Raw genomic sequence first — 26118 nt, forward strand, 5'->3', positions numbered from 1 at the left:
TATGCTTTGCGCAGCATATGGGGCCTTTGTTTCCCGCGGCAATGGATAAAATGCAAGCAATTCTCAAAACTGGATGTTCAAGTCTCCCGTGCCAGAGTGCGGCACAAGGGACCGCATGACGCAGGTCCATAAACCGGAAACCGGAGCTAAAAATGACCGCGCATGTTCTTGTGATAGACGACGATCCCGTCCAGCGCCGCCTGCTCAAAAATGCGGTGGAACGTTATGGGCACCTGGCCCTGCTTGCCGAGAACGGCAAGGCCGGCCTGGAGCTCCTCAAGCAATATAGCGGTGAAATAAATGTCGTCGTCCTCGATCTCATGATGCCGGAGATGGATGGTCTCGGCTTTCTGAAAGCCGTCGGTGAACTGGGCGTCGACGTTCCGGTCATCGTCCAGACGGGGCAGGGCGGCATCGACACGGTGGTGCAGGCAATGCGCGCCGGCGCCTTCGATTTCGTCGTCAAGCCGGTCTCACCGGAAAGGATCGGCGCCGCCATCTCCAATGCGCTCAAGCTCGACAGAAGAGAGGCAAAGGCCCGCACGGGCAGGCGCGGACGGAGCAATGCAGTGAATTTTACCGATATCGTTTCCGCAAGCCCCGCAATGCTGAGGGTGATCGAACTGGCGCAGCGCGCCGCCCAGTCCAGCATTCCCGTGGTGCTTGAGGGTGAGTCGGGCGTGGGCAAGGAAATGGTCGCCCGGGCCATCCAGTCCGCCGGCGACCGGGCGAACAAGCCCTTTATTACAGTCAATTGCGGCGCTATTCCCCATAATCTCGTGGAAAGCATTCTCTTCGGTCACGAGAAGGGCGCCTTCACCGGCGCGACGGAAAAGCACGTCGGCAAATTCATGGAAGCGGATGGTGGCACGCTGTTCCTGGACGAGATCGGCGATCTGCCGCTGGACGTGCAGGTCAAGCTGCTGCGCGCCGTCCAGCAAGGCGAAATAGAAACCGTCGGTTCCGCTCGGGTGCAGAAAGTAAATGTGCGGCTGATCTCGGCCACCAACAAGAATCTCATCGAGGAGGTCAAGGAAGGCCGCTTCCGCGAGGATCTTTATTATCGCCTCAACGTCTTTCCGATTACCATTCCCGCCTTGCGTCGCCGGAAGGAAGATATCCCCCACCTCGCACGGGTGTTTGCCGAACGTTTTTCCGCGGAGCAGAAGCTGCCCAATCCCGTCGGCCTGGATGCCAGCGCGCTGGCGCTGCTGACCGCTTATGACTGGCCCGGCAATATTCGCCAGCTTGAAAATGCCGTCTTCCGCGCCGTCGTGCTGTCGCAGGGCGGGGAACTGTCGGATGCCGATTTTCCGCAGATCGCGCTGCAACTGCCGGAATTCTCGACAGGCGATGACGCAGAGGATGTCATCCGCTCGCCATCCGGATCGTCACTGAAGCTCGCAGCCTATTCGCCACCGGCACCAGCCGTCGAAAACCATGTCGTCACGGATGAACCGGCGGATGTTTCCACCACCATTTACAGGGGAGGAAGCCTGATCTCCAGCACGGATGAGACAGGCAACATCCGGAAGCTGGCGGAGATCGAAGAGGAGCTTATTCGTTTCGCCCTGCGTTTCTATCGCGGGCAGATGAGTCAGGTTGCCAGAAAGCTCGGCATCGGCCGCTCGACACTTTATCGCAAGCTGAAGGATTACGGCATCGATCCCGATGATCCACTTCGAGACGTCGCATGATCGCGCAATGCACTTATTCGAGGGCAGATCGCAAAATTCGTTAACTTCTGAGCAAGGATATCCGCTTACCGTCTATAAACCTCTTGTTAGTGGCTGATTCACTATATAGAGGAAGGTTGTATGTGTGTGGCAATTTTGCCATCGTGTCACCGTATTTGACGTTCATTTGAGGCAATGTGACAGAAATTGTCTTCCAGGCGGGGATCGAATTGCCATATCTGCATCGGAATAACGCGCTTTCAGGCAAGATGGCGCGCGGCTTGATCAAGGATATATGCACGAAGCTGTCGGCACGCGCTGTCACCTTTGCCTGCCTGATGCTCGCCGCAATGCCTTTCGTTGGTGTTTCGGCGACGGAAGCCGCCGCCGAAACGCGCAGTCTCAAGCTGTATTATATCCACACACGCGAGAAGGCGGTCATCACCTTCAAGCGCAATGGAAAATATGACCAGAAGGGTCTGCAGGAGCTGAACCGATTCCTGCGCGACTGGCGTCGCAACCAGCCGACACGCATGGACCCGCGCCTTTTCGATCTCGTCTGGGAAGTCTATCGCCGCAGTGGTGCCACCGATTATATCAACGTCGTGTCGGCTTTCCGCTCGCCTGAAACCAATGGTCTTCTGCGCACGCGCACCAAGGGTGTCGCAGAAAAGAGCCAGCACATGCTAGGCAAGGCCATGGACTTTTATATCCCCGGCGTGAAACTTTCCCGGCTTCGCGAGATCGGCATGCAGATGCAGATCGGCGGCGTCGGTTTCTATCCGACATCGGGATCTCCTTTCGTGCATATGGATGTCGGCGGCGTTCGTGCCTGGCCGCGCATGAGCCGCCAGGAACTCGTCCGCATCTTCCCGAATGGCAATACGCTGCATCTTCCTTCCGATGGCAAGCCGCTTCCCGGTTATGAGCAGGCGCTTGCCGATTACAAGAAGCGCGTCAGTTCCTCTTCCATTCAGGTTGCTTCCAGTGCCGGTGCCGGTCCGGCCTCTTCGGGTGGCGGCAAGCGCAAGACCCTGTTGCAGGCCCTGTTTGGCGGCGGTGACGAGGATGAAGATCCCGATAGCATCGCAGCGCCCGAGCCCGCCGAACGTCCGGCGGTTGCTCGCCCGGCAGCTCCGCAGCAGGCGGCTCCTGAGCCCGAACCGACAATCGCCGTTGCTTCGGCCCAGGCACTTCCGGGTGTGACCGATGCCCCGTTGCCCACGGCCCGTCCCGCATTCGGCAACCAGCCGCCTGCCAATACCGGCCTTGCGACCGCGCTTTATTCGCCGGCGCGTAACGCAGCCCAGGATGCGCTGCAGGCAGCGACCACACCGACGCCCACATCCGCGCCTGCCGAGCGTCAGCAATTTGCCGATCTCGCCGAGGTTTCAGTTCCGGTGCCGACGCTTCTCGGGCCGCGTGGCATGAAGGGGGATGCCGAGGGTTCTGTTCTCACCGCTTCCGCTGAAGGCGCAACGCCCGCAGCAACGGGCGAACTGGCCTCTGTTCCGGTCCCCGCCAACCGTCCGGCTGTTGCGGAAGCCCTGCTGGCGGCCGCGAATGCCGATCCGGAGGGTGAAGACGACCTCGCCGAGACGCAGCAGGACACCCTTTCACCAACGGTGGTCGCAGCTCTGGAACAGAGCGGTCAGGCTGCCCGGTCGCAGGTTCAGTCAGCCGTCACGCCGACAGCCGCTCCTTTCCCGGCTGCCGTCAATCACAAGGTCACGGTCGCACCTGCTGAAACGGCCAAGGCAGAACCACAGCCCGGCTTCGGTGACGCTTTCGATCTGAAACCTGCCATCAATAGTGGTCTCACTGCCGGCCTGCCGACCAAGGGCGCACGCCCGAGCAAGCAGGATGCTGCGGTTTCCCACCAGGCCATGGTCGGCGGCGGGCGTCTGACACAGGACCTGATTTCGGATTGGGCGCTCAATCAGAACAAGGGCACGACCGGGCGTTCGGTCAAGGCGCCGCGGGTTGTCGCCAACCGCATGCTGAGCCACGATATGTCGGCTTCCGCGACGTCGGCAAGCTTCAAGCCGGGCGCGGTCGCCATCGAATCGAGCCGCTTCAGCACGCCGGTCAAGATGCACTGAGCCTTCATTGCCAATGCGGCCCGAGAGGCCAATAAAAAACCCGCCGGTGACGGCGGGTTTTTTTGTTCCTGATATCTGTCCGTCAGACGCCGCTCTGGCCGTCCGAGCCGATATAGGCAATACGCACCATGTTGGTCGCGCCGGGTGTGCCGAGCGGAACGCCGGCGGAGATGATGATACGGTCACCCGGCTTGCCGAAGCCTTCGGAAACGACGATGCGACAAGCGCGGTTCACCATGTCGTCCAGATCGCTGGCGTCGCCGGTGACGACGCAGTGCAGACCCCAGACAACCGACAGTCGGCGTGCGGTCTGGATGATCGGCGAGAGGGCGATGATCGGAACCTGCGGCCGCTCGCGCGAGGCGCGCAGACCTGTCGTGCCCGAAGATGTGTAGGTGACGATCGCCGCAAGCTTCAGGGTTTCGGCAATCTGGCGGGCGGCCAGCGAAATCGCATCGGCGCCTGTCGGTTCCGGCTGGGCGCGCTGCGCGTAGATGATGTTGGAATAATGCGGATCCTGTTCCACGGTGCTTGCGATGGAGGCCATGGTGGAAACGGCTTCGACCGGATAATCGCCAGAGGCAGACTCGGCAGAGAGCATGATCGCGTCAGCGCCTTCGAAGACGGCGGTGGCGACGTCGGACACTTCAGCGCGGGTCGGTACAGGCGCTGTTATCATCGATTCGAGCATCTGCGTGGCAACCACGACCGGCTTGCCTGCGCGGCGGCAGGCGCGGGTCAGCTGCTTCTGAATGCCGGGAACGGCTTCCAGTGGCATTTCGACGCCAAGGTCGCCACGGGCAACCATCAGGGCGTCAGAAAGCTCGATGATTTCTTCGATGCGCTCGACCGCCTGCGGCTTTTCAATCTTGGACATAAGGCCGACGCGGCCGCGTGCGATCTTGCGCACTTCAGCCAGGTCCTCAGGACGCTGGACGAAGGAAAGCGCGACCCAGTCTACCTCGTTGGTTTCCAGCACGGCATCGAGGTCGACGCGATCCTTGTCGGTGAGAACGCCGACGCCGAGCAGAGTGTCGGGCAGGCTGATACCCTTGCGGTCGGAAATGCGCGTGCCGGAAATGACCGTGGTGACGATGCTCTTGCCGTCGCTCTTTTCAGCGCGCAGATGCAGCTTTCCGTCATCGATCAGCAGGCGATGGCCCGGTTTGACCGCCTCGAGAATTTCGGGGTGCGGCAGGAAAACGCGGGTGTTGTCGCCAGGTGCGTCGTTGTTATCAAGGGTGAAGGTCTGGCCAGGTACGAGCTCGACCTTGCCTTCCGCAAATTTTCCGACGCGCAGCTTGGGACCCTGCAGGTCGGCCAGAATGCCGATGGGGCGGCCGTTGCGGCTCTCGACCGAACGGATGCGCTGAATGAGCGTCCGCATCAGGTCGTGGCTCGCATGGCTCATGTTGATCCGGAAAAGATCCGCGCCGGCGAGATGCAGCTTTTCGATCATGGCCTCATCGGAGGAGGCAGGGCCGAGAGTTGCAAGAATTTTGACTTTGCGGTTACGCTTCATCAGTTTTGATTTCCCTGTGTGCCTGGCGTGTCGGAAAGCTGGACCATCCAGCTGCCCTGTCTGCCCGTGTCATATTCCTTGAAACCCATTCTCTGGAAGCTGCGGGCATAACAATCATCCACACCGGTGATCTTGAACTCGTTTTCCGCCACGCACATGTTGACGTCACCGGTCCAGCGGCCGCCATGAGCGGCATCCTCGGCATAGAGATAATAATAACGTGACTGCAGTTCACCTTCGATCAGCGTCGCGCAGGTCGAGGCGGGGACCTGCCACCAGCCTTCGCTGACCCAGCCCTCCTGTGCCCGATAGCCAATTGCGACCCCCACGAGATTCTGCGTGCTGTTGCAGACGCGAAAATCCGCATACGCGGGCGCCGCGATCATGAAAGGGGTCAGAAACAATGCCGCTATGGAAAAAAGACGGGCGAGGTGCCTGATGTGGCGGGGACGAGCGAGAGATGACTGAGTCACGGCTTCCATCCGGATTCCATGGTTATAATGAACACACTTCTTGGCGTGGCCGCCCAAGAAAGTCAACGCGAGTTTAATCGATTATATTGTTCGTGGGATCGTGAGTGCGATAAGGTAGATGGCTGTTCTTCCGCCGTAACTTGCGCCCGGCCTCAAGCCATGCCATCAAGTTTCTCTCCTCAATGCTGCCCCAGAAAAATCATCGATGAACGACTTCATACCCTATGAAATCATAGAAGGCGATTATGACAAAGGCATGGTTCTGCTGGCAGACCACGCCATGAACCTTCTGCCGGCACACTACGGCAATCTTGGTCTTCCGCAAACCGCTTTTCATCGCCACATCGCATTTGATATCGGTATAGAGGGGCTAACGCGCTCGCTGGCTGTGCGCCTTGGCGTGCCGGCGGTGCTCGGGCGTTTCTCGCGGCTGCTGATCGATCCGAATCGTGGTGAGGATGATCCAACTCTCATCATGAAAATCTCGGACGGAGCCGTCATCCCCGGAAACCATCCGATTTCCGACGAGGAATGGCAAAAGCGGATCGAGACTTTTCACCGGCCTTATCACAATGCCGTGGACAGCGTGCTGACCCGTGTGGCCGAGGCCTCGGAAGAAGCGCCGCTCGTCCTGTCACTGCATTCCTATACACCGTTCTGGAAGGAAACGCCGAGGCCATGGCATGCGGCGGTTCTGTGGGATACGGATCATCGCGCGGTCGATCCGCTGCTGGCGCATCTGCGCGCTACCGGCGACATTCTCGTCGGCGACAACGAACCCTATGACGGAGCACTCAAGGGCGATACCATGTATCGTCATTGTATGGCGAAGGGTATACCGCACGCACTTCTGGAGGTCAGGCAGGATCTGATAGGGAACGAGGAGGGGATCGCCGAATGGTCAGACCGGCTCGCTCCCATTTTTGCCGCAATGAATGACGATCCGGTTCTACATGAATATCAGCTGTTCGCTTCCCGCACCGGCCCCTATTGAGCCTGGAGTTTCGCCATGACAAATGAGAACGACAACGGGCAGATCGAGTTTGAGGCGGCCGCATTCCGGCGTCTCGTCAGACATCTTCGTGAACGCCACGATGTGCAGAACATCGACCTGATGAATCTCGCGGGCTTCTGCCGCAACTGCCTTTCCAACTGGTACCGTGAAGCGGCCGAGGAAGCGGGTGTTTCGCTCAGCAAGGAAAAATCCCGGGAAATCGTCTACGGCATGCCCTATGAGGACTGGAAAGAGAAACACCAGGGCGAAGCGAGTGGCGACCAGAAAGCCGCTTTCGAGCAGAACCGGCCCAAGGAATAAGTCTTCACCGACGGAATCGACTTGACGGGACGCCTTTCAGTGGGCAGTTCACAGGCCTGAATTTTGCTGCCTGCTGGCAGCGACCGGCGAACGCCTTGCCAGTTTGAATGAACAAGGCCCACCTGCGGGCCGCCAATGAAGGATGATATGATGGACGAAACCAGCACCACCGAAACCGTCGCCGCCGCCGAACTGCGTCAGTTCATCGAGCGCGTCGAGCGCCTCGAAGAAGAAAAGGCTGCTATTCAGGGTGATATCAAGGATGTCATGGGCGAAGCGAAGGGGCGTGGGTACGATACCAAGGCAATCCGCACCATCATCCGCCTGCGCAAGAAGGATGCCAACGAGCGCATCGAGGAAGAAACGATTCTTCAGACTTATATGGCCGCGCTCGGCATGGAATGATCGGCTGAAAATGCCTCAATGAAAAATCGCCGCTTCTGCGGCGATTTTTGTTTAAACTGCCCTCGACATCAGCCGCGCGTGCCAGCCAGCTTTTCTGAAAGGTCGATGGCTTCCTTGCGGGCGTCCTTGTCTGCAGGATAAAGCGCCAGATAACGCTCCCAGGCTTTCAGCGCCAGCTCGTCGCGGCCGGAGGCTTCGAGGATGTTGGCCAGGCTTGCAAGCGCAGGGAAATAGCGCGGCTCTTTTTCCAGCGTCAGGTTGATATCAGCCATTGCCTTGCGGGTGTCGCCATCGGCGAAATGGACCATGGCGCGGCGATAGGGCGCCTGGACATAGTCGGGATCGAGCAAAACAACCTGGTCGAGAAAATCGTAAGCGGCGGCGTTGCGCTTTTCGTCGGCAGCTTCACCCGCCCATTGCATCAGGAGATTGATCGTTGCGCTGCCGGAATCATTCCATTCGGAGGCGATCTGGTTGGCGATGCTGCGCGCCTTGACCGCATTCCGTTCCTTTTTCAGCGAAGCGAAAAGCGTGTCGATTGTCTTGGCGGGTGATGGCGCCGATTCGACAGTAACAGCTGGCTTTCCGTCTGCCGCTTGGGCAACAGCAGCCGTTCCCGCAAACGCGAGGCTTGAGACCATGAAGCCCTGAGCAATAATGAGAGCGGTGCAAAAACGATTTGGGCGCATGGGTTAAAGCTTAACCCGACTGCGCCCAATATCAAATGCAAACTTCTGGTCTGTCAACAAAGTGATCCGCGATCTGATCGCGAAACGCAGTCGCAGTCAATCAGCCCTGACGAGCCTTGAAGCGCGGGTTCTGCTTGTTGATGATGTAGACGCGGCCCTTGCGGCGAACCAGGCGGTTATCGCGATGACGGGCCTTAAGCGCTTTAAGCGAATTCTTGATCTTCATTTTACTGGTCCGCAGTTTTGCACGGTTTGTGCCGTGCTATTCAAACAATCAAAAGCGCGCAACGGGGCGCGCTCTTTTCGGTTGGCAGGCAGATACCTGTTTGAGCCCTGCCTGTCAACACTTGCCCGCGTCTTTGCCTTAAAAGACTAGGCTTTTCCTGTGTGCAGAAGCTGCGTCACGTGGCCCATCTTGCGGCCCGGCCGTGCTTCCGTCTTGCCGTAGAGGTGGACGAGACAGTCTTTTTTCGACAGCCATGCCGGTACGTCGTTGATGTCATCGCCGATCAGATTGGTCATGATGCAGTCGGAATGGCGATCAGTGTTGCCGGGGTTAAGGCCCGATACGGCTCGGATATGCTGTTCGAATTGCGAGATCACACAGGCCGCCTCCGTCCAGTGGCCAGTATTGTGCACGCGGGGCGCCATTTCATTGGCGACCAGCGATCCATCCGGCAGGACGAAAAACTCAATGCCGATAACGCCGACGTAATCCAGAGCGGCCAGCAGCTTTTCCGCCGATTTCACGGCAATATCCCTTGCGGCATCCGAAAGTGCGGCCGGCACGGTGGATGTGTGCAGGATGCCGTTCAGATGAACGTTCTCGGCCGGATCGTAACAGGTCACGGTCCCGTCCCGGAAACGGGCGGCGATGATCGAAATTTCGCGTTCGAAGGCGATGAAGCTTTCAAGAATCAGCGGCACGCCACCAAGCGCTGCAAACGCGCCTGCGAGGTCTTCGCCTCCCCGGAAGAGGCGCTGTCCCTTGCCGTCATAACCCATGCGACGGGTTTTCAGCACACCTTTGCCGCCAAAGGCGGCCAGCGCGGCTTCCAGCTCTTCCTGGCTATCCACGGCGCGGAAATCGGCGGTTGGAATGCCGCAATCGTTGAGGAAGCGTTTTTCCGTCAAGCGATCCTGTGAGGCGCTGAGCGCCTGTGCTGGCGGATAAACGGGAACCGAGGCGCTGAGTTTTTCTGCCGCGGCGACGGGCACGTTCTCGAATTCGTAGGTCACGACATCACAGCGGCTTGCGAGTTGCGCAAGTGCGTTTTCGTCATCATATGCTGCCACGATCTGGTCGTTGCAGGCCTGTGCCGCGGGACAATCCGCCTGCGGCTCCAGCACGATGGTACGGTGGTTGAGACGCGCCGCGGCCATCGCCAGCATGCGGCCGAGTTGCCCGCCACCGATGATGCCGATGGTGAGGTTGGTTGTCTTTGCCATGTCGTGTGTCGTCACTGGGCGCTGTCCATGGGGTATTCCGCGACAGCCGCCGACTGGCGCGCACGCCAGGCGTCCAGACGATCGGCAAGGTCTTCATCGCCAAGCGCCAGCACCGCGGCCGCGAGAAGGGCCGCATTGATCGCGCCGGCCTTGCCGATCGCGAGCGTGCCGACAGGGATGCCGGCGGGCATCTGCACGATGGAATAGAGGCTGTCCTGACCGGACATGGTCTTCGATTGGACCGGAACGCCGAAGACCGGAAGCGGCGTCATGGCAGCTGTCATGCCCGGCAGATGGGCAGCGCCGCCGGCGCCCGCAATAATGACCTTGAAGCCTTCGTCTTTCGCGCCGTTGGCGAAATCGTAAAGCCGGTCAGGGGTGCGATGGGCGGAAATGATGCGGGCTTCGTATTCGATGTCGAGCGCATCCAGCGTGTCGGCGGCGTTCTTCATGGTCTCCCAGTCGGACTGGCTGCCCATGATGATGGCGACGGGGGGCGTTTCTGCTGTCACGTAATGTCTCCGGGCTCAGGCGATGATATCGGGAATGACCTGATCTTCCAGCTGCGTCATCTTGTCCTTGACGGCCAGCTTCTTCTTTTTCATGCGTTGTATCCGCAGCGCGTCGCAGCTGGTCTGGATCATCGCATTGATCGCAGCGTCATAATCCTCATGCTCCTGGCGCAGCCGCGCCAGCGTGAGCCTGATGTCCGCCTGGTCCTGATCGGGCATCTTGTCATCCCCATTTTATGCCAGCCGGATAGCCTCCGGCGCGTATGTGATCGTTCACGAGCCTCTATCATCAAATCGCGGTAACGGGAAGTTATCCGTTGCGACCAAATTGCCCACTTATTGCCTTCATTTCGCCTTCGACAAGCCGACCGATCCGTGTCACATTGTCGTCGCAAACCTGAAACTCCAGCGATGGAGAGCTGGAGGTAGGTTCAAAAAGGAAGGACGTGCCGCATGACCATTCAGGCTCATATTGCATCGCTCGAAAAGAAACACGGTGCTCTGGAGGAGGAGCTCGAAAGTATTCTTGCTTCCCCGTCGTCTGACGATAGAGAGATCGCGGACCTTAAACGTCGTAAACTGCGCCTGAAGGATGAACTCCAGAGGCTCAAAGCCTCCACAAGACATTGATTTATGGCAGATCGCTGGCCCTCGATGAATGAGGGGTCGGCGGTCTGACCCTTTCGAGCTCTGGCGGCGAAAACCTGCTGCCAGAGCTTTTTTATTGCCGTATTAGAACGGCAGTCCGTCCCACAGCAGTTTCAGTGCCGCAATCAACGCCATGGCATACATCAGCGGGTAAAACACGGATGGTTTAAGGTATTTCACCACTCTTGCACCGGCCAGCGTCGCCAGCATCGCGACGGGCAGCAGACTTGCCGATGTCTTGAGGTTGGTGGCGTCGAGCGCGCCAAGTGCGAAATAGGGTATGAGCTTGATCGCATTCATGATGGCGAAGAAGCGCACGCTCATGCCGGTATAGGTCTTCGGGTCGAGTTTCAGCGGCAGAACGTAGATCTGGAAGGGCGGTCCACCCGCATGGGCCACGAAACTCGCATAACCGGACAGGCTGGACCAGAGCGTGGCGGCGGCCGGCCTTTGCGGTTTTGCCGGAATTTCCTGACCGTTGCGGCTTTTGAAACTCTCATAAAAGTAACGCAACACGAACAGGATCGTGACCGAGGCGACGACGAGACGCATGGCATCTGCGGAGATCATGCTCGAAGTTGCCCAGCCGAGCGCAATGCCGGCGATTGCCCCCGGCAGCATGACAAGGAGCGTCTGGCGATGGTTGTAGTGCCGCCAGGCGAAAAGCGCGACAATATCCATGACGATCAGGATCGGCAGGAATATCGCCGCCGCCTGCACGGGCGATACGGCAAGCGCCATCAGTGGCACGCCCATCAGCGCCAGCGCGCCGCCCAGTCCCCCTTTGGAAAGGCCGACGAGAACAACTGCGGGAATGGCGACGAGATAAAAATGAAAATCGGTCAGCATGGATGTATGGTTGATCCTTTCGCCGGTCCGGTTTATCGGATTTGTCATATGAAAACGAGTGCAGATCGCGTCGGAAGCGTCGTCTGCCTGAAATGGACGAAACGATGAGCATTGTTGAAGACCGTTGCCGCCTTGTCCTGATCGTCCCGCAATCGGACGATGCGCAAAAGCAGGCGGCAGATGTGGAAGCCGCGCTGCGGGGAGGCGATGTCGCTTCGGTCATCATTCCGCAATATGGTCTGGATGACGCCGCTTTCCAGAAACGCGCCGAACTGATCGTACCCCTCGTCCAGGCGTCGGGTGCCGCAGCGCTCATTGCCGGTGACAGCCGTGTCGCCGGCCGGGTGAAGGCGGACGGGCTGCATGTGGTCGGTAACGCCGAGGCGCTTTCGGAGGCTGTGGAAAAATTCACCCCGAAACTGATCGTCGGCGGCGGAAATGCCGATGACCGCCACAAGGCGCTGGAGCAGGGCGAGGCCAATCCGGATTACGTGTTTTTCGGGAAGCTCGAAGGCGACATCAAGCCCGAGGCGCATCCCAAGAACCTGGCGCTCGGTGAGTGGTGGGCGTCGATGATCGAAATCCCCGCCATCGTCATGGGCGGCACGGACCTCTCATCCGTGGTTGCCGTGGCCGAGACGGGCGTGGAGTTCGTGGCTATGCGCAGCGGTGTTTTCGATAATGTCGGTGGCGCCGCCCAGGCCGTTTCTGAAATCAACGCTTTGCTTGACGAAAAAGCGCCACGGTTTGACGGTTGATACAGGCGATGATCATGCGCTCGCTTCATTTCTGCCTCTCAGTTTCGCTGCTGGCGTTTGCTTTCGGCGCGTCGGCGGGTGTCGCTCTTGCTCAATCCGGGCCGCAGAGTGAAAACAACGCGCTTTCCCGACAGCTGGAAAATGAGGCTCAGCCGACCCGTCAGGGCAGGGTGCAATCCGAAGAGCAGAAGGACTTGCAGCCTTCAGCCGGCGTGAACGTCTATCAGCGCATGGGTGCGGATCTGCCGGCACTGCCGCCTGAGAAGGAATTCAAGGGCCGGGTGGATGAGGCCTATGGCCATTTCCAGCGCGGCGAATATGTGCAGGCGCTTGATAAGGCGCTGAACCGCGCGCAGAACGGTGACGCACCCGCCCAGACGCTGGTGGCGGAAATGATGTCGCGCGGACTTGGCATTGCGCGTGACGAGAAAACAGCTGCGTTCTGGTATCAGCAGGCCGCACAGGGCGGCGATCCCGTCGCCATGTTCAAATTTGCCCTTATCCTGATGGAAGGAAAATTCGTTACGCGTGACAAGGCGAAGGCCGATGATTTCATGCGTCGTGCAGCGGAAGCCGGCAACGCCTCTGCCCAGTTCAACTGGGGCCAGATATTGGTTTCGGAAAATCCGGGCGCCAAGGGTCTGCTGATGGCTTTGCCCTTCTATGAAAAATCCGCCGAACAGGGCATTGCCGATGCGCAATATGCGGTATCGCAAATTTACTGGTCCGTGAAGGATGTGCCTGCCGAGAAAAAGGCAAAGGCGCGCGACTGGTTGATGCGCGCCGCAAAGGCCGGCTATGACACTGCACAGGTCGATCTCGGTATCTGGCTGGTCAACGGATTTGGTGGCGAGCGTAATCTCGACGAAGGCTTCCGCTGGCTCTATGGCGCAGCACAGCGCGGTAATGTCGTGGCGCAGAACAAGGTTGCGCATCTCTATATTCAGGCACTCGGTACCCGGCCTGATCCGGTTGAGGCAGCCAAATGGTACGTGCTTTCCCGCCGCGCCGGATTGAAGGATCCGTCTCTCGAGGACTTCTATCTCGGCATCAATGACGAGCAGCAGAAGAAGGCGATCGAGGCCGCAAATCGTTTCCGTCCGACCTGATGGAAGGGTTGCGTTCCCTGGCCGCGGTTGACCCATGGGCTTTTTACCTTGAATTTCCGCGCGTTTTGTGGTCTTGAACCGCAAACTTTCAATTCAAGAAAATAATGACGTGCCTGCCCGGTGAGCTTCCGGGCGGTTCGCAAGCTTTCCAGGAAAAAACATCGATGGCCCGTTCAGCCCTTCTCAATGTCATGGTTCAGGCCGCCATCAAGGCGGGTAAGTCTTTGTCGCGTGACTTCGGCGAAGTGCAGAACCTGCAGGTCTCGGTCAAGGGACCGAGCGACTTCGTTTCGCAGGCGGATCTGAAGGCCGAGAAGATCGTGCGCGAGGAGCTGATGAAGGCGCGCCCGACCTATGATTTCCTTGGTGAGGAAGGCGGCGAGGAAAAGGGGACCGATGGTGCACATCGCTGGATCGTCGATCCGCTCGATGGCACAACCAACTTCCTGCACGGCATTCCGCATTTTGCGGTTTCCATCGCGCTTGAGCGTAACGGCGAAGTCGTCGCCGGTGTGATCTTCAATCCTGCCACCGACGAACTCTACACCGCCGAGCGTGGCGGCGGCGCGTTCCTCAACGATCGCCGCATCCGCGTTGCCGCGCGCAAGGCGCTGACGGATTGCGTCATCGGCTGCGGCGTGCCGCATCTCGGCCGCGGCAACCACGGCAAGTTCCTGGTCGAGCTTCGTCACGTCATGGGGGAGGCTGCAGGCATCCGTCGCATGGGTGCGGCGTCGCTCGATCTCGCCTACGTTGCCGCTGGCCGTCTCGACGGTTACTGGGAAGCCGATCTTTCGCCGTGGGACATGGCGGCCGGCCTCGTGCTGATTCGGGAAGCCGGTGGTTTCGCCTCCGACATCAAGGGCGGCACCGATATCTTCGGCAGCAGTTCCGTTGCTGCAGGCAACGAATATATCCACAAGGCGCTCGTTGAGGTGGCCAACCGCCCTATTCCGGGCCGCTGATTGGTTTTCAGCAGAAAACCTGCCGTTTTTTACAAGTTTTTGATGCCCGGCGAATGTTCGCCGGGCGTTTTTGTGTTCCCTCGCCCGGCTCCATGCCTTTTTCGTGAAAGGCCTGTCACGAAAGACCGGCTTTTCGCTTCAAATCGTCGCAATTTTCAAATAGCGTCCGCTGGATAGCTGACCAAAGGGAATGCGAACGTTATGGCGGATTCGGAGCTGCTCGATCTTGGCGTCGAGAAACCGGTGACCACACGGGAATACAGCCACAAGCTGTCCAGCCCCACACCGTTTCTCTGGACGATGGTTCTGTTTCTGATCCTCGTCGGTTTTCTGGCAGCGATTCTCTATCGGCAGGCGCACACCGCCTTCATGACCAATCCGGGGCTCAACGGCTTCATTCTCGGTGTGCTCGCCATCGGCATCATTCTGGTGTTTACGCAGACGATGAGCCTGCGTTCGGAAGTCCGCTGGTTCAACGCCTTTCGTGCCGCCGGCAGCGTCGAAAAGGTCGGTCGCGCGCCCAAACTGCTTGCGCCGATGAGCACGCTGATCGGCAAGCGTGGTGAAGTCCGCCTTTCTGCCGTTACGCAACGCACGATCCTCGATTCCATCGCAACGCGCCTCGACGAGACGCGTGATACTTCGCGTTATCTCGTCGGCTTGCTGGTATTTCTCGGCCTGCTCGGCACCTTCTGGGGTCTTATCGGCACCATTGGCGCCATCAGCAACGTCATCCAGTCTCTCGACCCAAGCGCCGGTGACAGCAATGATATTCTCGGTTCGCTCAAGGCCGGTCTCACCGCGCCGCTGGCGGGTATGGGAACGGCCTTTTCCTCGTCACTGCTCGGTCTTTCCGGTTCGCTTATTCTCGGTTTTCTCGATCTTCAGGCCGGCCGCGCCCAGAACCGTTTCTACACCCAACTCGAAAACTGGCTTTCCTCGGTGACGGATACGACGGACGCCCCAAGGGAGTCCCGAGGCGACGCAGGGGCCGTGGTGAGCACAGAGCGTTCGCTCGCGGCCATGACCAGTCTTGCCGAAGGCATTCAGGGTCTGGTCAAGAACATGCGCAGCGAACAGCAGATGTTGCGCGACTGGATCGAGGCGCAACAGGAGGAATCCAAATCGCTCCGCCGCACGCTCGACCGGCTTTCGGCGCGGATTGACAGCGATACGAAGTCTTCCGGACGCACCCGGCACGATAACGGGAGCGAATAGCCATGGCGCTTGCGCGCAACCGCCGCCGCGACAGGGGTGTGGATTATTGGCCGGGCTTCGTCGATGCGCTGTCGACGCTGCTGATGGCCATCATGTTTTTGCTGACGGTCTTCGTGCTCGCGCAATTCGTGCTGTCGCGTGAGATTACCGGCAAGGACGAGGTGCTGACGCGTCTCAACAGCCAGATTGCCGAATTGACCGAACTTCTGGCCATGGAAAAGGGCAACAAGCAGGATGTGGAGGACGCCTTGGCGAGCCTGCAATCCACTCTTGCCGCGTCTGAGAATGAACGGTCGCGGCTGCAGGCACTGCTCGACGCCGGCTCGGGCAACAATGCCAGCGCCAACGCCCGTATCGGCAGTCTCACCGGTGAACTGGACGAGCAGCGGCAGGCCAATTCCCGCGCCTCCGCGCAGATCGAGTTGCTCAACCAGCAGATTGCGGCGCTGAGGGCGCAGATTGCCTCGGTCGAAGCCGCGCTGCAGGCTTCGGAAGCCAAGGATGCCTCTTCTCAGGTCAAGATCGCCGATCTCGGCCGCCGCCTCAATGTCGCGCTGGCGCAGCGGGTGCAGGAACTGAACCGCTATCGATCCGACTTCTTCGGGCGGTTGCGCGAAATTCTGTCCGATCGTGAAAACATCCGCATCGTCGGCGACCGATTTGTCTTCCAATCCGAAGTGCTCTTCCCTTCCGGCGGCAATGAACTCAATCCGGAAGGGCAAGCGGAAATGGCGAAGCTCGCAACCGCGCTGCTTGATCTCGCAAAGGAAATCCCGGCGGAGATCAACTGGGTCCTGCGCGTCGATGGCCATACGGATAATGTCCAGCTGTCCGGCTCCGGCCGCTACCGCGACAATTGGGAACTCTCCTCGGCCCGTGCCACTTCGGTTGTGAAGTTCCTGATCTCCAAGGGCGTGCCGGCAAACCGTCTGGTCGCTGCCGGCTTTGGAGAATATCAGCCGATTGCAGAAGGTGACTCACCGGAGGCACGGCAGCAGAACCGCCGTATCGAACTCAAGCTGACCGAGCGCTGAAATCGCGGACCGCATCTGGGCGGTTGCCTTCCGACGAAAGTAAACTTACGTTCGCGTAAAAGTAATTCCGTCATATCTGGGAGGGGCTGATGGAACGCTATGATGTGATCGTTGTCGGGGCGGGGCTTGCCGGGCTGGTTGCGGCAACGGAGGCTGCCGCGCGAGGTCTCAGCGTCTGCGTGGTTGATCAGGAGGGTGAGCGGAACCTGGGCGGACAGGCCTTCTGGTCGCTTGGCGGCCTGTTTTTCATCGATAGCCCAGAACAACGTCGGATGCGCGTGCGAGACAGTCTCGACCTTGCGAGGCAGGACTGGTTCGGTTCGGCCGGTTTTGATCGCCCGGAAGATCACTGGCCGCGTCGCTGGGCGGAGGCCTATCTCGATTTTGCTGCCGGTGAGAAGCGGGAATGGCTGCACCGCATGGGTATGCGCTGGTTTCCCGTTGTCGGCTGGGCCGAGCGTGGCGGCGGTTTGGCCGATGGCCATGGCAATTCTGTTCCACGCTTCCATGTCACCTGGGGCACGGGCCCCGGGGTGCTTGCTCCCTTCGTTAAAAAGGCAAAGCTTATCGCGGCGGATGGGCGGCTATCCTTCCGCTTCCGCCACCGGGTTGATCGGCTGGATATCGCCGATGGCGGGGTGACCGGCGTTTCCGGCGCGGTTCTTGCGAGCGATCCCGTGCAACGCGGAGAGGAGAGCAGCCGGGAAGAGCAGGGCGAATTCGGTCTTTCCGCTGCTGCGGTCATTGTCAGTTCCGGCGGCATCGGCGGTAATCAGGAGCTGGTGCGGCGCAACTGGCCCGTGGAACGACTGGGCCAGCCGCCGCAAAACATGGTTTGCGGTGTGCCGGCGCATGTGGATGGCCGCATGATCGCCATCACCGAGGCGGCGGGTGGCGGGGTCATCAACCGTGACCGCATGTGGCATTACACCGAGGGTGTCAAAAACCACGACCCGATCTGGCCAGGTCACGGCATCCGCATTCTGCCCGGTCCTTCGTCCTTCTGGTGCGATGCGAATGGTGACCGGCTTCATGCGCCGGCCATGCCTGGCTTTGATACGCTTGGCACACTGAAGATGCTGGGTGAACGTGGCAGCGGTTACAGCTGGTTCATTCTGACCAAAGCGATCATCAAGAAGGAGTTCGCGCTTTCAGGTTCGGAGCAGAATCCTGATCTGACGGGCAAGAATATGCGCCTGTTGCTGAAAAGGTTGGGAAAGGAGCCGCCTGGACCCGTGCGGGCTTTCATGGAACGGGGCGAGGATTTCGCCGTTCGTGATACGCTGGAAGAATTGGTGCCTGCGATGAACGCCATCGCTGGAAATGATCGTCTGGACACCAACCACATCCGCCGGCAGATCGAAGCGCGCGACCGTGAGATTGAAAACGGCTTTAGCAAGGATACGCAGGTAACGGCGATCCACGGTGCGCGCCGTTACCTCGGTGACCGGCTGATGCGAACGGCGAAACCGCATCGCCTGCTCGATCCTGCCATGGGGCCTTTGATTGCCGTGCGTCTGCATGTGCTGACGCGCAAGACCCTGGGTGGCCTGCACACCGACCTTGAGGCGAGGGTGCTGGACGCCGGCGGTGAGCCGGTGCCGGGGCTTTATGCCGCTGGCGAGGTGGCTGGTTTCGGCGGTGGCGGCATGCATGGATATAACGCGCTTGAAGGCACTTTCCTTGGAGGATGCCTGTTTTCCGGGCGCGTTGCGGGGCGCAGCGTGCTGACGTAACTCAGGCCTGTGCGCGCAGTTCTTCGGGCCCGGTCTGGAATTGCAGACGGGCGAGCCGGGCATAGAGACCGTTCTGGCGAATGAGACTCTGATGCGTGCCTTCCTCGATGATGCGGCCTTCATCCATCACCAGAATGCGGTCGGCTTTGAGAACGGTGGCAAGGCGGTGGGCGATGACAATGGTGGTGCGGCTGCTCATGAGCTCATCGAGAGCCTTCTGTACCAGTGTCTCGCTTTCCGCGTCGAGCGCCGAGGTGGCCTCGTCCAAAAGCAGGATAGGTGCGTTGCGCAGGATGGCGCGGGCAATGGCGATGCGCTGGCGCTGCCCGCCGGAAAGCGTCACGCCGCGCTCTCCCACCTGGGTGTCATATCCGTCGGTAAGGCGTTCGATGAAGCTGTCGGCCTGCGCGGCGATGGCGGCGGCGCGCACTTCTTCCCGTGTCGCGTCAGGCCGTCCAAAGGCGATATTGTCATGGATGGAGGAGGCGAATATCGCCACATCCTGCGGGACGATGGACAGGCGCGCCCGCAGATCGGCGAGCTTGACGTCGCGGATATCAGCGCCGTCAATGGTGATACGGCCCTGCTGCGGATCGTAAAAGCGCATCAGCAGCGAAAAGACCGTGCTCTTGCCCGCACCGGAGGGTCCGACGATGGCGACGGTTTCGCCGGCGCTGACTTTGAAGGAGAGGCCGGAGACGATCGGCCGTCCTGCCGCGAGCGGGTAGACAAAATCGACATTCTCGAATGCGGCTTCGCCACGCGGTGGCTGGGGCAGAGTGACGGGCGCGACGGGATCGAGAACCGGCGAGCGCTCGTCCAGCAGTTCGGACAGCCGTTCCGCCGCGCCGCCGGCCTGCGCCAGTTCTCCCCAGACTTCCGAGAGCTGGCCAAGGCCGCTGGCCGCGATGACCGAATAAAGCACGAACTGACCGAGCGTTCCCGCGGTCATGCTACCGGACAGGACGCTTTGCGCCCCATACCAGAGAATGCCGACAACGCTGCCGAAGACGAGCGTGATGGCGACGGCGGTGAGGATGGAGCGTGCGCCGATGGCGGCGCGTGCGCCCTGATAGGCCGCTTCCACCGAAGCGCCATAACGGGCATTCGCCAGCGTCTCGGCATTGAAGGACTGTACGGTGCGGCTCGCCGCAATCGTCTCGGAAGCATAAGCGGCGGAATTGGCCAATGTGTCTTGCGTCGTACGGGAGCGGGCGCGAACCGAGCGCCCGAAGGCAATCAGGGGAAAAACGATAAAGGGAATGGCCAGCAGCGCGAGTCCGGAAAGACCGGGGCTGGTATAGATCATCATTGCCACGGCGCCGCAGCACATGATGATGTTGCGCAACGCCACCGACGCAGATGAGCCGAATGCGGAGCGGATCTGCACCGTGTCGGCCGTCAGTCGCGAGGTGAGCTCGCCTGAGCGGTTGGCATCGAAGAATTGCTGTGACAGCGTGGTGAGATGGGCGAACACATCGCGGCGCAGATCGGCAACGACCCTCTCGCCGATCGTCATGACGTAATAATAACGCATGGCGCTGGCGAGCGCGAGAACAACCGCAATGGCCAAAAGCATGGCGAAGTAGCTGTTGATCATACCGCCATCAGGCGTCTGAAAACCGTGATCGATGATGCGGCGAACGGCGAGCGGCAAGGCGAGAGTCGTGGCGGAAGACAGAACAAGTGCAAAAAGAGCCGCAGCCATCAAGCCACGATAACGCCTGAGATAAGGAAACAGGCCAAGGAGCGGTTTCAGGCTTCTCTGTTTCACCGCTTTATGCTGTTCGATGTCTGCCACGTCCTCTATGCTCCTCGTTCTTCGCCATTTTTCGGCCTTTTGCGGGCGAATTTCCGGTCTGCGGTAAAATTCCTGCCCGGCAGCCATCTCCTTTCACAAGGGGATAGCAGGCTCTTGTTATCTCGGCGACCTTCATGTATAGGCTCCGCATCGAATTGGGAAGCCATAGCCCATCTGGACTATGGCTTCATTTATTGAATTGGCTCAGTTGACGCAATTGCGGCAAATGGACCGCACGTCACTTAACCAGGAAGATTGTCATGAAGGCTGATATCCATCCCGATTATCACACGATCAAGGTGGTCATGACCGATGGCACCGAATACGAAACCCGCTCTACCTGGGGTTCGGAAGGCGCCGTCATGAACCTTGAAATCGACCCCAAGTCCCATCCGGCATGGACGGGCGGCAACCAGCAGCTTATGGACCGCGGTGGTCGCGTTTCCAAGTTCAACAAGCGTTTCGGTGGCCTCGGCCTCTGATTCTTTTGCGGACGGATTGTTAAAAAAGCCCGGTTTGACCGGGCTTTTTTGTTGCGCTGTTTTGGCGTCGGCATCTACCCGCATGACCGCTGAAACAAAAAAAGCAGGCCGGTGAGCCTGCTTTCAAATTGTCCACTCAATGTGGTGTTTTCTCAGTTGATCGAGAAAGCCGTGCGCAGAAGGTTGAGCTGCGCCTGAACGCTGTTCTCATTGTCCGGCACCTTCGCGGCTTCGGAGGGGCGATAGATTTCGCGGTCGAGCAAGGCGATGCGGTTCTGGAGACGCAGCGAGCGCTCGATAAGATCGCGGAAGGACTCCGGCAGGTCGTTCCAGCCGGGCGCGTTGCGGTCGACGTTAAAGCTGTCGAGGCGAACCTTATTCTTCTCGCTCAAAACCTGATCTCGGGTCATTTCACCGTTGTTGACGGCGCGCTGGAGAAGCAGCCAGGAGGCCATCTGCATCAGGCGAGTCGTGAGGCGCATCGATTCCGCGGCATAAAGCACTGAGGCCATGCGCGGCAAAACTTTCGAGGCAGCGCGGCCGGCGCCGTCGAGATAGCTTGCAGTTTCCTCGACCAGGGTCATGCCTTCGGTATAGAGGGTCTTGAACTGGTTGGAAGCAGCCGCGCGCCCCGCAAAGCTTATGGTATTTAAAACCTGTTCCGACATTTCTTTAAATCCCTGCTCACGCACCACACTGTCAGGCAACGACGATCCGGATATTTTGTTCCGGCCTTTAGTGTTTTCAGGATGGTATCTTTACCTGAAATGCGCAAGGCAATTATTAAAGAAGGGTTAATACCCACAGTTTTACCGAAGCCGGCGGCGGCAAAAAAAGAGCCGCGAAAGCGGCTCTCAAGGTAAAACAGGGAGAAAAATCAGACCAATTCGCCGAATGGAGAAGATGCCTGAAATCCAGAAGAACTGGACATGTATAGTAATCTCTCAGAAAGCTTAATTTTTGGTTAATGGTAAACGAAAGACTGACCCAAAACCTCTTATTTTGGAACGCACGTTGAACCGCTTCTGCCGTTAGGCACGTGCGGGCCGGGTTTATTGGTCAACGCGCATCAGGATCGGAAAAGATTCTCCGCCGCCTGTCTTCCCGCGGATTTCCGCTTTCTTTCCTCTTCGAGTCGGGTGATTTCGGCCTGGAGAAGCTCGATCCGGCTGTCCAGTTCGTCCACGGAGAGGAGGCTGAGATCGCTGCCAATCTGGTGTGCAGCGGGTTTTTGCGGGCGGTCGTCGTCAAAGAGGCTCATATGCCTGCTCCTTTTTCCACGTAGTCCCCATCCTCGCCGGGATATTGCGGTGCGCGCGGGTCAAGCGCAATACTCTCCGGTGTCACCAGCGGCGAAGGCGTCGTCGGCATCATCGTCGAGAAATTGTCCTTCTCGTCGGTTGAAAGCGCGGCGCGCCTGCGGCTTCTGATAATGGCATAGGCAGTAATCAAAATATGGGCGACGGCTGTGACCAGAAACAGCGCATAGGGCCCGGAATAGGTCATGACAGCGCCGCCGAGCGTCGGTCCGATAATGGTGCCGACGCCGTAAAGCAACAGCAACCCGCCTGAAACCTTGACGAAATCCTCGGACGCCGCAAAGTCGTTGGCGTGCGCCACGGCTATGGGATAGAGCGCATTGGCGGCTGCACCGTAAACGGCGATCATCGGAATTAGAACGTAGACATGATGCGGCTGCACGGCTGCGACCGCAAGTCCCGCGACGGCGCCAAGCCCCGCGAGGCCGGCCAGCACGTAACGACGGTCTATCCTGTCCGAAAGGCGACCCGCCGGGAACTGCGCCAATGCGCCGACGAAAATCGTGACGGACACCATGATGGCGATCATGGTCGGATCCAGGCCTGCTCGGGCACCGAAGACGGCGCCGAGCGTGCCGTACGCACCGTTGGCGATGCCGATCATCAAAATGCCGACGAAGGAGACCGGGGAGTTGCGATAGAGCGCCGGCAAATCCAGTTTCACCTTCTGCAAAGGCTGTGGACTGGCCGCCTTTGAAAGCGTTGCCGGCAGAATGGCGATGCAATAAATGATGCCGCAGATCATGAACAGCGAGGTATTGCTGATATCTCCCATCGGCACGATCATCTGTCCCGCCACGACGCCCAGAAGCGTGATGGCGATATAGAGTGAAAAGATCATGCCGCGGCTTTCGTTCGTGGCACGCTCGTTCAGCCAGCTTTCGATGATCATTGAGGTGCCGGCGGTGCAGAAGCCGGTAAGAGCACGTAGCGTAATCCACCAGACGTCATCAACGATGAGACCGGTCATGAGCACGGTCAGGCATACCAATGCGACGAAAGACGCAAAAGCCCGCACATGGCCAGCACGGCGCACGATGGCCGGCGCGACAAAACAACCAACAACGAAGCCCGCAGCCCAGGAGGTTCCGAGGAAACCAAGGATCTCGTTGGAGTAACCTTCTGCCGAGCCACGCACTGGCAGCACGAGGCCCTGAAGACCGTTGCCGAGAAAGAGAAACAGAGTGCTGGATAAAAGAGCGAATACGGGTAGAAGATTTCTGCTCATGACAACACTCTCATGCGTTCGGACGGACGGTCGGACAGGTCATACAACGGGAGTTACCCGAATGAGTTGCACTCTTCTGGTGAACGGTAAAAATGTCCAGCCTGTGACGATGCAGAAATAAAGAAAAGGCTCAATAAATGACGAAGGCGATCGGCCTTTTTTTACTGCTGGCCATGGCCGTCCAGATTATCCGGCCGCTCGGCCTGCCGGGGCTGAAGAAACGGGGCGATTGCTGGAAGATAGCGGTTGCCGCCTTTGTCATCTGGTCGGTAACGCTGCTTCTGCGCCCATAAGAAAAAGCCGCCCCGGGAGGCGGCTTTCATTCACTAAAGCTCTGGAGCGAAGCCTCAGGCTGCCTTTTCGAGTTCCTGCTTCCAGTTGCCCTTGGCCGCCAGACTGTTCATGGCGGCGCGGTGCGTGAAGGCGCGCTGGCCGGCAGCGACATTCTCCTGCTTGCCGCCCCAGGTCTTGAGGGCCGTATCCTGAAGCGCGCGGCCGTAGGAGTAGGTGAGAGACCAGGGCAGGTCATAACCGGAATTCATGGCGGAGAGATGCGCCGTTGCCTCTTCGGAGGACTGGCCGCCGGAAAGGAAGGCAATGCCCGGAACGGCGGAAGGTACGGTCGCCTTCAAGACCTTCACGGTCTTTTCCGCCACTTCCTCGACGGAAGCCTTGCGGGCCTGCTTGCCGTCGATGATCATGTTCGGCTTGAGGATCATGCCTTCGAGGTTCACGCGGGCGTCGAACAGGTCCGCGAAGACGGTCTGCAGAACCCATTGCGTGACTTCCGCGCAGCGGTCGATGTCATGCGTGCCCGGCTCGCCATCCATCAGGACTTCAGGCTCAACGATCGGCACGATATCCGCCTGCTGGCAGAGAGCGGCATAACGGGCGAGCGACTGGGAGTTTGCCTTGATCGAACCCCAGCTCGGGCGCTGTTCACCGATGGTGATGACGCCACGCCACTTGGCGAAGCGCGCACCGGCTTCGTGGTACTTGCGCAGGCGCTCATAAAGACCGTCGAGGCCTTCGGTAATGAATTCATGCGGGTGGAAGGCCATCGGCTTGGCGCCGATATCCACCTTGATGCCCGGCAGGCTGCCAGCCGCCTTGATGATATCAACGAAAGGTGTGCCGTCGGCAGCCTTCTGGAACAGGGTCTCTTCATAGAGAATGACGCCGGAGATATATTTCTTCATGGCGTCGTCGGAACGGAACAGCATCTCGCGATAGTCGCGGCGGGCGGTCTCGGTGGACTCCAGATTGATGCCGTCGAAACGCTTTTTGATCGTTCCCGTGGATTCGTCGGCGGCGAGCAGGCCCTTGCCGTCGGCGACCATTTTGATTGCGATGTCTTCGAGACGTTCGGTCATTTGCTATTCTCCCAAGGCACAATAAATTTCCGATAACAGAAGTTCCAGGGCAGGGAAATGGCACGCTAACTCATTGAAACGATTGAAATGATTTCAATCGTTTGAAACTTTTCCTCCCGCGTGCACTTACCAAAAAACAAGGCCGGACAAGCATCGCTTGTCCGGCCTCGTGTCAGGCAAGTGAGATAAGTTTACTTGGCGGCGGTCAGGATGGCAACGCCCGGCAGTTCCTTGCCTTCCATCCATTCAAGGAAGGCGCCGCCGGCGGTCGAAACATAGGAGAAATCCTCGGAAACGCCGGCATGGTTGAGCGCGGCCACGGTGTCGCCGCCGCCTGCGACGGAGACGAGCTTGCCGGCCTTCGTGCATTCCGCGGCATGTTTTGCGGCAGCCACGGTGGCTGCATCGAAGGGTTCGATTTCGAAGGCGCCGAGCGGCCCGTTCCAGACCAGCGTTTCCGCGCGTGAAATCCAGGCCTTGATGCTTTCAACCGATTTCGGGCCGACATCGAGCACCATGGCGTCAGCGGGAATGGCATTGATGTCGACCGTTTCACTGGCCGCACCGGCCTTGAATTCGCGGGCAACGACGCCGTCTTCCGGCAGCACGATGGCACAGCCGGAAGTCGCGGCCTCGATCATGATCTGCTTTGCGGTTTCGGCCAGATCGTGCTCGCAGAGCGATTTTCCAACCTGGGCGCCACGGGCGGCGAGGAAGGTGTTGGCCATGCCGCCGCCGATGACGAGGGCATCGACCTTCTTCACGAGGTTCATCAGAAGATCGATTTTGCTTGAAACCTTCGCGCCGCCGACGATGGCGACGACGGGACGCACCGGCTGGCCGAGGCCCTTTTCCAGAGCCTCAAGCTCGGCCTGCATGGTGCGGCCGGCATAGGCGGGCAGGTGGCGGGCGAGGCCCTCGGTGGAGGCGTGGGCGCGATGCGCGGCGGAGAAGGCGTCATTGACATAGATATCGCCATTGGCCGCCAGAGCCTCGACGAAGGTGGGATCGTTCTTTTCTTCGCCCTTGTGGAAGCGCGTGTTTTCCAGAAGCAGGATGTCGCCGTCATTCAGTTTCGCAACGGCTTCCGCCGCCGGCGCGCCGATGCAGTCGGACGCGAAGGAGACGGCATGGTCCAGCACTTCCTCAACTGCTGGTACGATCTGGGAAAGCGACATGTCAGCCGCGGGTTCGCCCTTCGGACGGCCAAAATGGGCAAGCAGAATAACCTTTGCGCCCTTCTTGGAAAGTTCCAGAATGGTCGGCGCGACCCGCTCGATACGGGTCTTGTCCGTAACTTTGCCATCCGCGACCGGCACGTTGAGATCAACGCGGACGAGAACGCGCTTTCCGGCAATGTCGTTGAGGTCATCGGTGGTCTTGAAAGCGGGCATAGGTCGATCCTGATTTGTTGCGAGTTCGGCAGGGACCATACTATGCCTGATTGCCGACGCA

General features: G+C 59.4%; 27 protein-coding genes and 2 pseudogenes. 15 read left to right on the plus strand and 14 right to left on the minus strand.

What is annotated here, in order from left to right; all coding sequences use genetic code 11:
• Positions 1-152: 152 nt before the first annotated feature.
• The 3 genes and pseudogenes from FHW77_RS01135 to FHW77_RS01140 form a co-directional block, all read left to right on the plus strand.
• Positions 153-1343 (plus strand): annotated as a pseudogene (locus tag FHW77_RS01135) (sigma-54-dependent transcriptional regulator); the annotation flags it as partial.
• Positions 1344-1526: 183 nt separating this feature from the next.
• A pseudogene (locus FHW77_RS27045) lies at positions 1527-1697 on the plus strand (helix-turn-helix domain-containing protein); the annotation flags it as partial.
• 176 nt (positions 1698-1873) lie between these two features.
• Positions 1874-3778 (plus strand): peptidoglycan L,D-endopeptidase MepK, encoded by a 1905-nt coding sequence (locus FHW77_RS01140; RefSeq protein WP_072493307.1) that lies wholly within the window; start codon positions 1874-1876, stop codon positions 3776-3778.
• Between the two features lie 82 nt (positions 3779-3860).
• Here FHW77_RS01140 and pyk read toward each other — a convergent pair whose 3' ends face one another.
• Entirely contained in the window at positions 3861-5300 is a 1440-nt protein-coding gene (pyk, locus tag FHW77_RS01145; RefSeq protein ID WP_004445813.1) for a pyruvate kinase, read from the minus strand.
• A complete protein-coding gene (locus tag FHW77_RS01150; protein ID WP_318252556.1) occupies positions 5300-5686 on the minus strand; it encodes a DUF1036 domain-containing protein in 387 nt (128 codons plus the stop codon). Before FHW77_RS01150 ends, pyk begins: the two co-directional genes overlap by 1 nt.
• Before the next feature lie 292 nt (positions 5687-5978).
• Between FHW77_RS01150 and FHW77_RS01155 the strand changes: the two genes are divergently transcribed.
• From FHW77_RS01155 to FHW77_RS01165, 3 genes are all read left to right on the plus strand, one after another.
• Positions 5979-6767, plus strand: coding sequence for an N-formylglutamate amidohydrolase (locus FHW77_RS01155; RefSeq protein WP_077985791.1), 789 nt, complete (start codon positions 5979-5981; stop codon positions 6765-6767).
• Between the two features lie 15 nt (positions 6768-6782).
• Positions 6783-7088, plus strand: coding sequence for a DUF1244 domain-containing protein (locus FHW77_RS01160; RefSeq protein ID WP_100911226.1), 306 nt, complete (start codon positions 6783-6785; stop codon positions 7086-7088).
• 147 nt (positions 7089-7235) lie between these two features.
• Entirely contained in the window at positions 7236-7493 is a 258-nt protein-coding gene (locus tag FHW77_RS01165; protein WP_006314683.1) for a DUF2312 domain-containing protein, read from the plus strand.
• Between the two features lie 68 nt (positions 7494-7561).
• Here the strand turns inward: FHW77_RS01165 and FHW77_RS01170 are convergent, their stop codons facing one another.
• The 5 genes from FHW77_RS01170 to FHW77_RS01190 form a co-directional block, all read right to left on the minus strand.
• Complete coding sequence (locus tag FHW77_RS01170; RefSeq protein ID WP_006697180.1) at positions 7562-8182, minus strand: tetratricopeptide repeat protein; 621 nt, start codon at positions 8180-8182, stop codon at positions 7562-7564.
• Positions 8183-8282: 100 nt separating this feature from the next.
• The gene (gene ykgO, locus FHW77_RS01175) at positions 8283-8408 is read right to left on the minus strand and encodes a type B 50S ribosomal protein L36 (protein ID WP_003497670.1); all 126 of its coding nucleotides are present in this window, start codon (positions 8406-8408) and stop codon (positions 8283-8285) included.
• A gap of 146 nt (positions 8409-8554) precedes the next feature.
• Complete coding sequence (locus FHW77_RS01180) at positions 8555-9631, minus strand: 5-(carboxyamino)imidazole ribonucleotide synthase (RefSeq protein ID WP_034497308.1); 1077 nt, start codon at positions 9629-9631, stop codon at positions 8555-8557.
• A gap of 11 nt (positions 9632-9642) precedes the next feature.
• Entirely contained in the window at positions 9643-10110 is a 468-nt protein-coding gene (purE, locus tag FHW77_RS01185) for a 5-(carboxyamino)imidazole ribonucleotide mutase (RefSeq protein ID WP_034497641.1), read from the minus strand.
• 48 nt (positions 10111-10158) lie between these two features.
• Positions 10159-10362: a YdcH family protein gene (locus FHW77_RS01190; RefSeq protein WP_003497661.1), complete on the minus strand. Its 204-nt coding sequence runs from the start codon at positions 10360-10362 to the stop codon at positions 10159-10161.
• A gap of 234 nt (positions 10363-10596) precedes the next feature.
• On the opposite strand from FHW77_RS01190, the gene FHW77_RS01195 reads away from it, so the two are divergent.
• Entirely contained in the window at positions 10597-10773 is a 177-nt protein-coding gene (locus FHW77_RS01195; RefSeq protein WP_003506164.1) for a YdcH family protein, read from the plus strand.
• Between the two features lie 102 nt (positions 10774-10875).
• Here the strand turns inward: FHW77_RS01195 and FHW77_RS01200 are convergent, their stop codons facing one another.
• Positions 10876-11640, minus strand: coding sequence for a sulfite exporter TauE/SafE family protein (locus FHW77_RS01200; RefSeq protein WP_004445798.1), 765 nt, complete (start codon positions 11638-11640; stop codon positions 10876-10878).
• Positions 11641-11744: 104 nt separating this feature from the next.
• Here FHW77_RS01200 and FHW77_RS01205 point away from each other — a divergent pair, with 104 nt between their 5' ends.
• The 6 genes from FHW77_RS01205 to FHW77_RS01230 all read left to right on the plus strand — a co-directional run bounded on the left by FHW77_RS01205 (position 11745) and on the right by FHW77_RS01230 (position 18460).
• Positions 11745-12398: a thiamine phosphate synthase gene (locus tag FHW77_RS01205; RefSeq protein WP_034497636.1), complete on the plus strand. Its 654-nt coding sequence runs from the start codon at positions 11745-11747 to the stop codon at positions 12396-12398.
• Between the two features lie 8 nt (positions 12399-12406).
• Positions 12407-13507, plus strand: a complete 1101-nt coding sequence (locus FHW77_RS01210) for a tetratricopeptide repeat protein (RefSeq protein ID WP_044459136.1) — start codon at positions 12407-12409, stop codon at positions 13505-13507.
• Positions 13508-13671: 164 nt separating this feature from the next.
• A complete protein-coding gene (locus FHW77_RS01215) occupies positions 13672-14472 on the plus strand; it encodes an inositol monophosphatase family protein (RefSeq protein WP_004445792.1) in 801 nt (266 codons plus the stop codon).
• A gap of 201 nt (positions 14473-14673) precedes the next feature.
• The gene (locus FHW77_RS01220; protein ID WP_004445790.1) at positions 14674-15690 is read left to right on the plus strand and encodes a hypothetical protein; all 1017 of its coding nucleotides are present in this window, start codon (positions 14674-14676) and stop codon (positions 15688-15690) included.
• Positions 15691-15692: 2 nt separating this feature from the next.
• Positions 15693-16724 (plus strand): peptidoglycan -binding protein, encoded by a 1032-nt coding sequence (locus FHW77_RS01225; protein ID WP_004445789.1) that lies wholly within the window; start codon positions 15693-15695, stop codon positions 16722-16724.
• A gap of 89 nt (positions 16725-16813) precedes the next feature.
• Positions 16814-18460 (plus strand): FAD-binding dehydrogenase, encoded by a 1647-nt coding sequence (locus FHW77_RS01230; RefSeq protein ID WP_100911225.1) that lies wholly within the window; start codon positions 16814-16816, stop codon positions 18458-18460.
• 1 nt (position 18461) lies between these two features.
• Here FHW77_RS01230 and FHW77_RS01235 read toward each other — a convergent pair whose 3' ends face one another.
• Positions 18462-20261 carry an ABC transporter transmembrane domain-containing protein gene (locus FHW77_RS01235; RefSeq protein ID WP_037092114.1) on the minus strand — a complete coding sequence of 600 codons (1800 nt, stop codon included), beginning with the start codon at positions 20259-20261 and terminating at the stop codon, positions 18462-18464.
• Positions 20262-20521: 260 nt separating this feature from the next.
• Here FHW77_RS01235 and rpmE point away from each other — a divergent pair, with 260 nt between their 5' ends.
• Positions 20522-20743 carry a 50S ribosomal protein L31 gene (rpmE, locus tag FHW77_RS01240; RefSeq protein WP_003497640.1) on the plus strand — a complete coding sequence of 74 codons (222 nt, stop codon included), beginning with the start codon at positions 20522-20524 and terminating at the stop codon, positions 20741-20743.
• Between the two features lie 152 nt (positions 20744-20895).
• Here the strand turns inward: rpmE and rcdA are convergent, their stop codons facing one another.
• From rcdA to FHW77_RS01255, 3 genes are all read right to left on the minus strand, one after another.
• Positions 20896-21411 (minus strand): protease adaptor protein RcdA, encoded by a 516-nt coding sequence (gene rcdA, locus FHW77_RS01245; protein ID WP_003506184.1) that lies wholly within the window; start codon positions 21409-21411, stop codon positions 20896-20898.
• Between the two features lie 401 nt (positions 21412-21812).
• Positions 21813-22004: a DUF1192 domain-containing protein gene (locus FHW77_RS01250; protein ID WP_004445779.1), complete on the minus strand. Its 192-nt coding sequence runs from the start codon at positions 22002-22004 to the stop codon at positions 21813-21815.
• The gene (locus FHW77_RS01255) at positions 22001-23290 is read right to left on the minus strand and encodes an MFS transporter (protein ID WP_004445776.1); all 1290 of its coding nucleotides are present in this window, start codon (positions 23288-23290) and stop codon (positions 22001-22003) included. The genes FHW77_RS01250 and FHW77_RS01255 overlap by 4 nt, the downstream gene beginning before the upstream one ends.
• Positions 23291-23427: 137 nt before the next feature.
• Here FHW77_RS01255 and FHW77_RS01260 point away from each other — a divergent pair, with 137 nt between their 5' ends.
• Positions 23428-23583 (plus strand): hypothetical protein, encoded by a 156-nt coding sequence (locus tag FHW77_RS01260; RefSeq protein WP_004445774.1) that lies wholly within the window; start codon positions 23428-23430, stop codon positions 23581-23583.
• A gap of 54 nt (positions 23584-23637) precedes the next feature.
• Here the strand turns inward: FHW77_RS01260 and FHW77_RS01265 are convergent, their stop codons facing one another.
• Together FHW77_RS01265 and FHW77_RS01270 are read right to left on the minus strand one after the other, a co-directional pair.
• Positions 23638-24663, minus strand: a complete 1026-nt coding sequence (locus FHW77_RS01265; protein ID WP_182590344.1) for a class I fructose-bisphosphate aldolase — start codon at positions 24661-24663, stop codon at positions 23638-23640.
• Positions 24664-24854: 191 nt separating this feature from the next.
• On the minus strand, positions 24855-26057 hold the full coding sequence (locus tag FHW77_RS01270) for a phosphoglycerate kinase (RefSeq protein WP_100911223.1): 1203 nt from the start codon (positions 26055-26057) through the stop codon (positions 24855-24857).
• Positions 26058-26118 lie beyond the last annotated feature (61 nt).

The organism is Agrobacterium sp. RC10-4-1 (assembly GCF_014138475.1).
Lineage (GTDB): Bacteria > Pseudomonadota > Alphaproteobacteria > Rhizobiales > Rhizobiaceae > Agrobacterium > Agrobacterium pusense.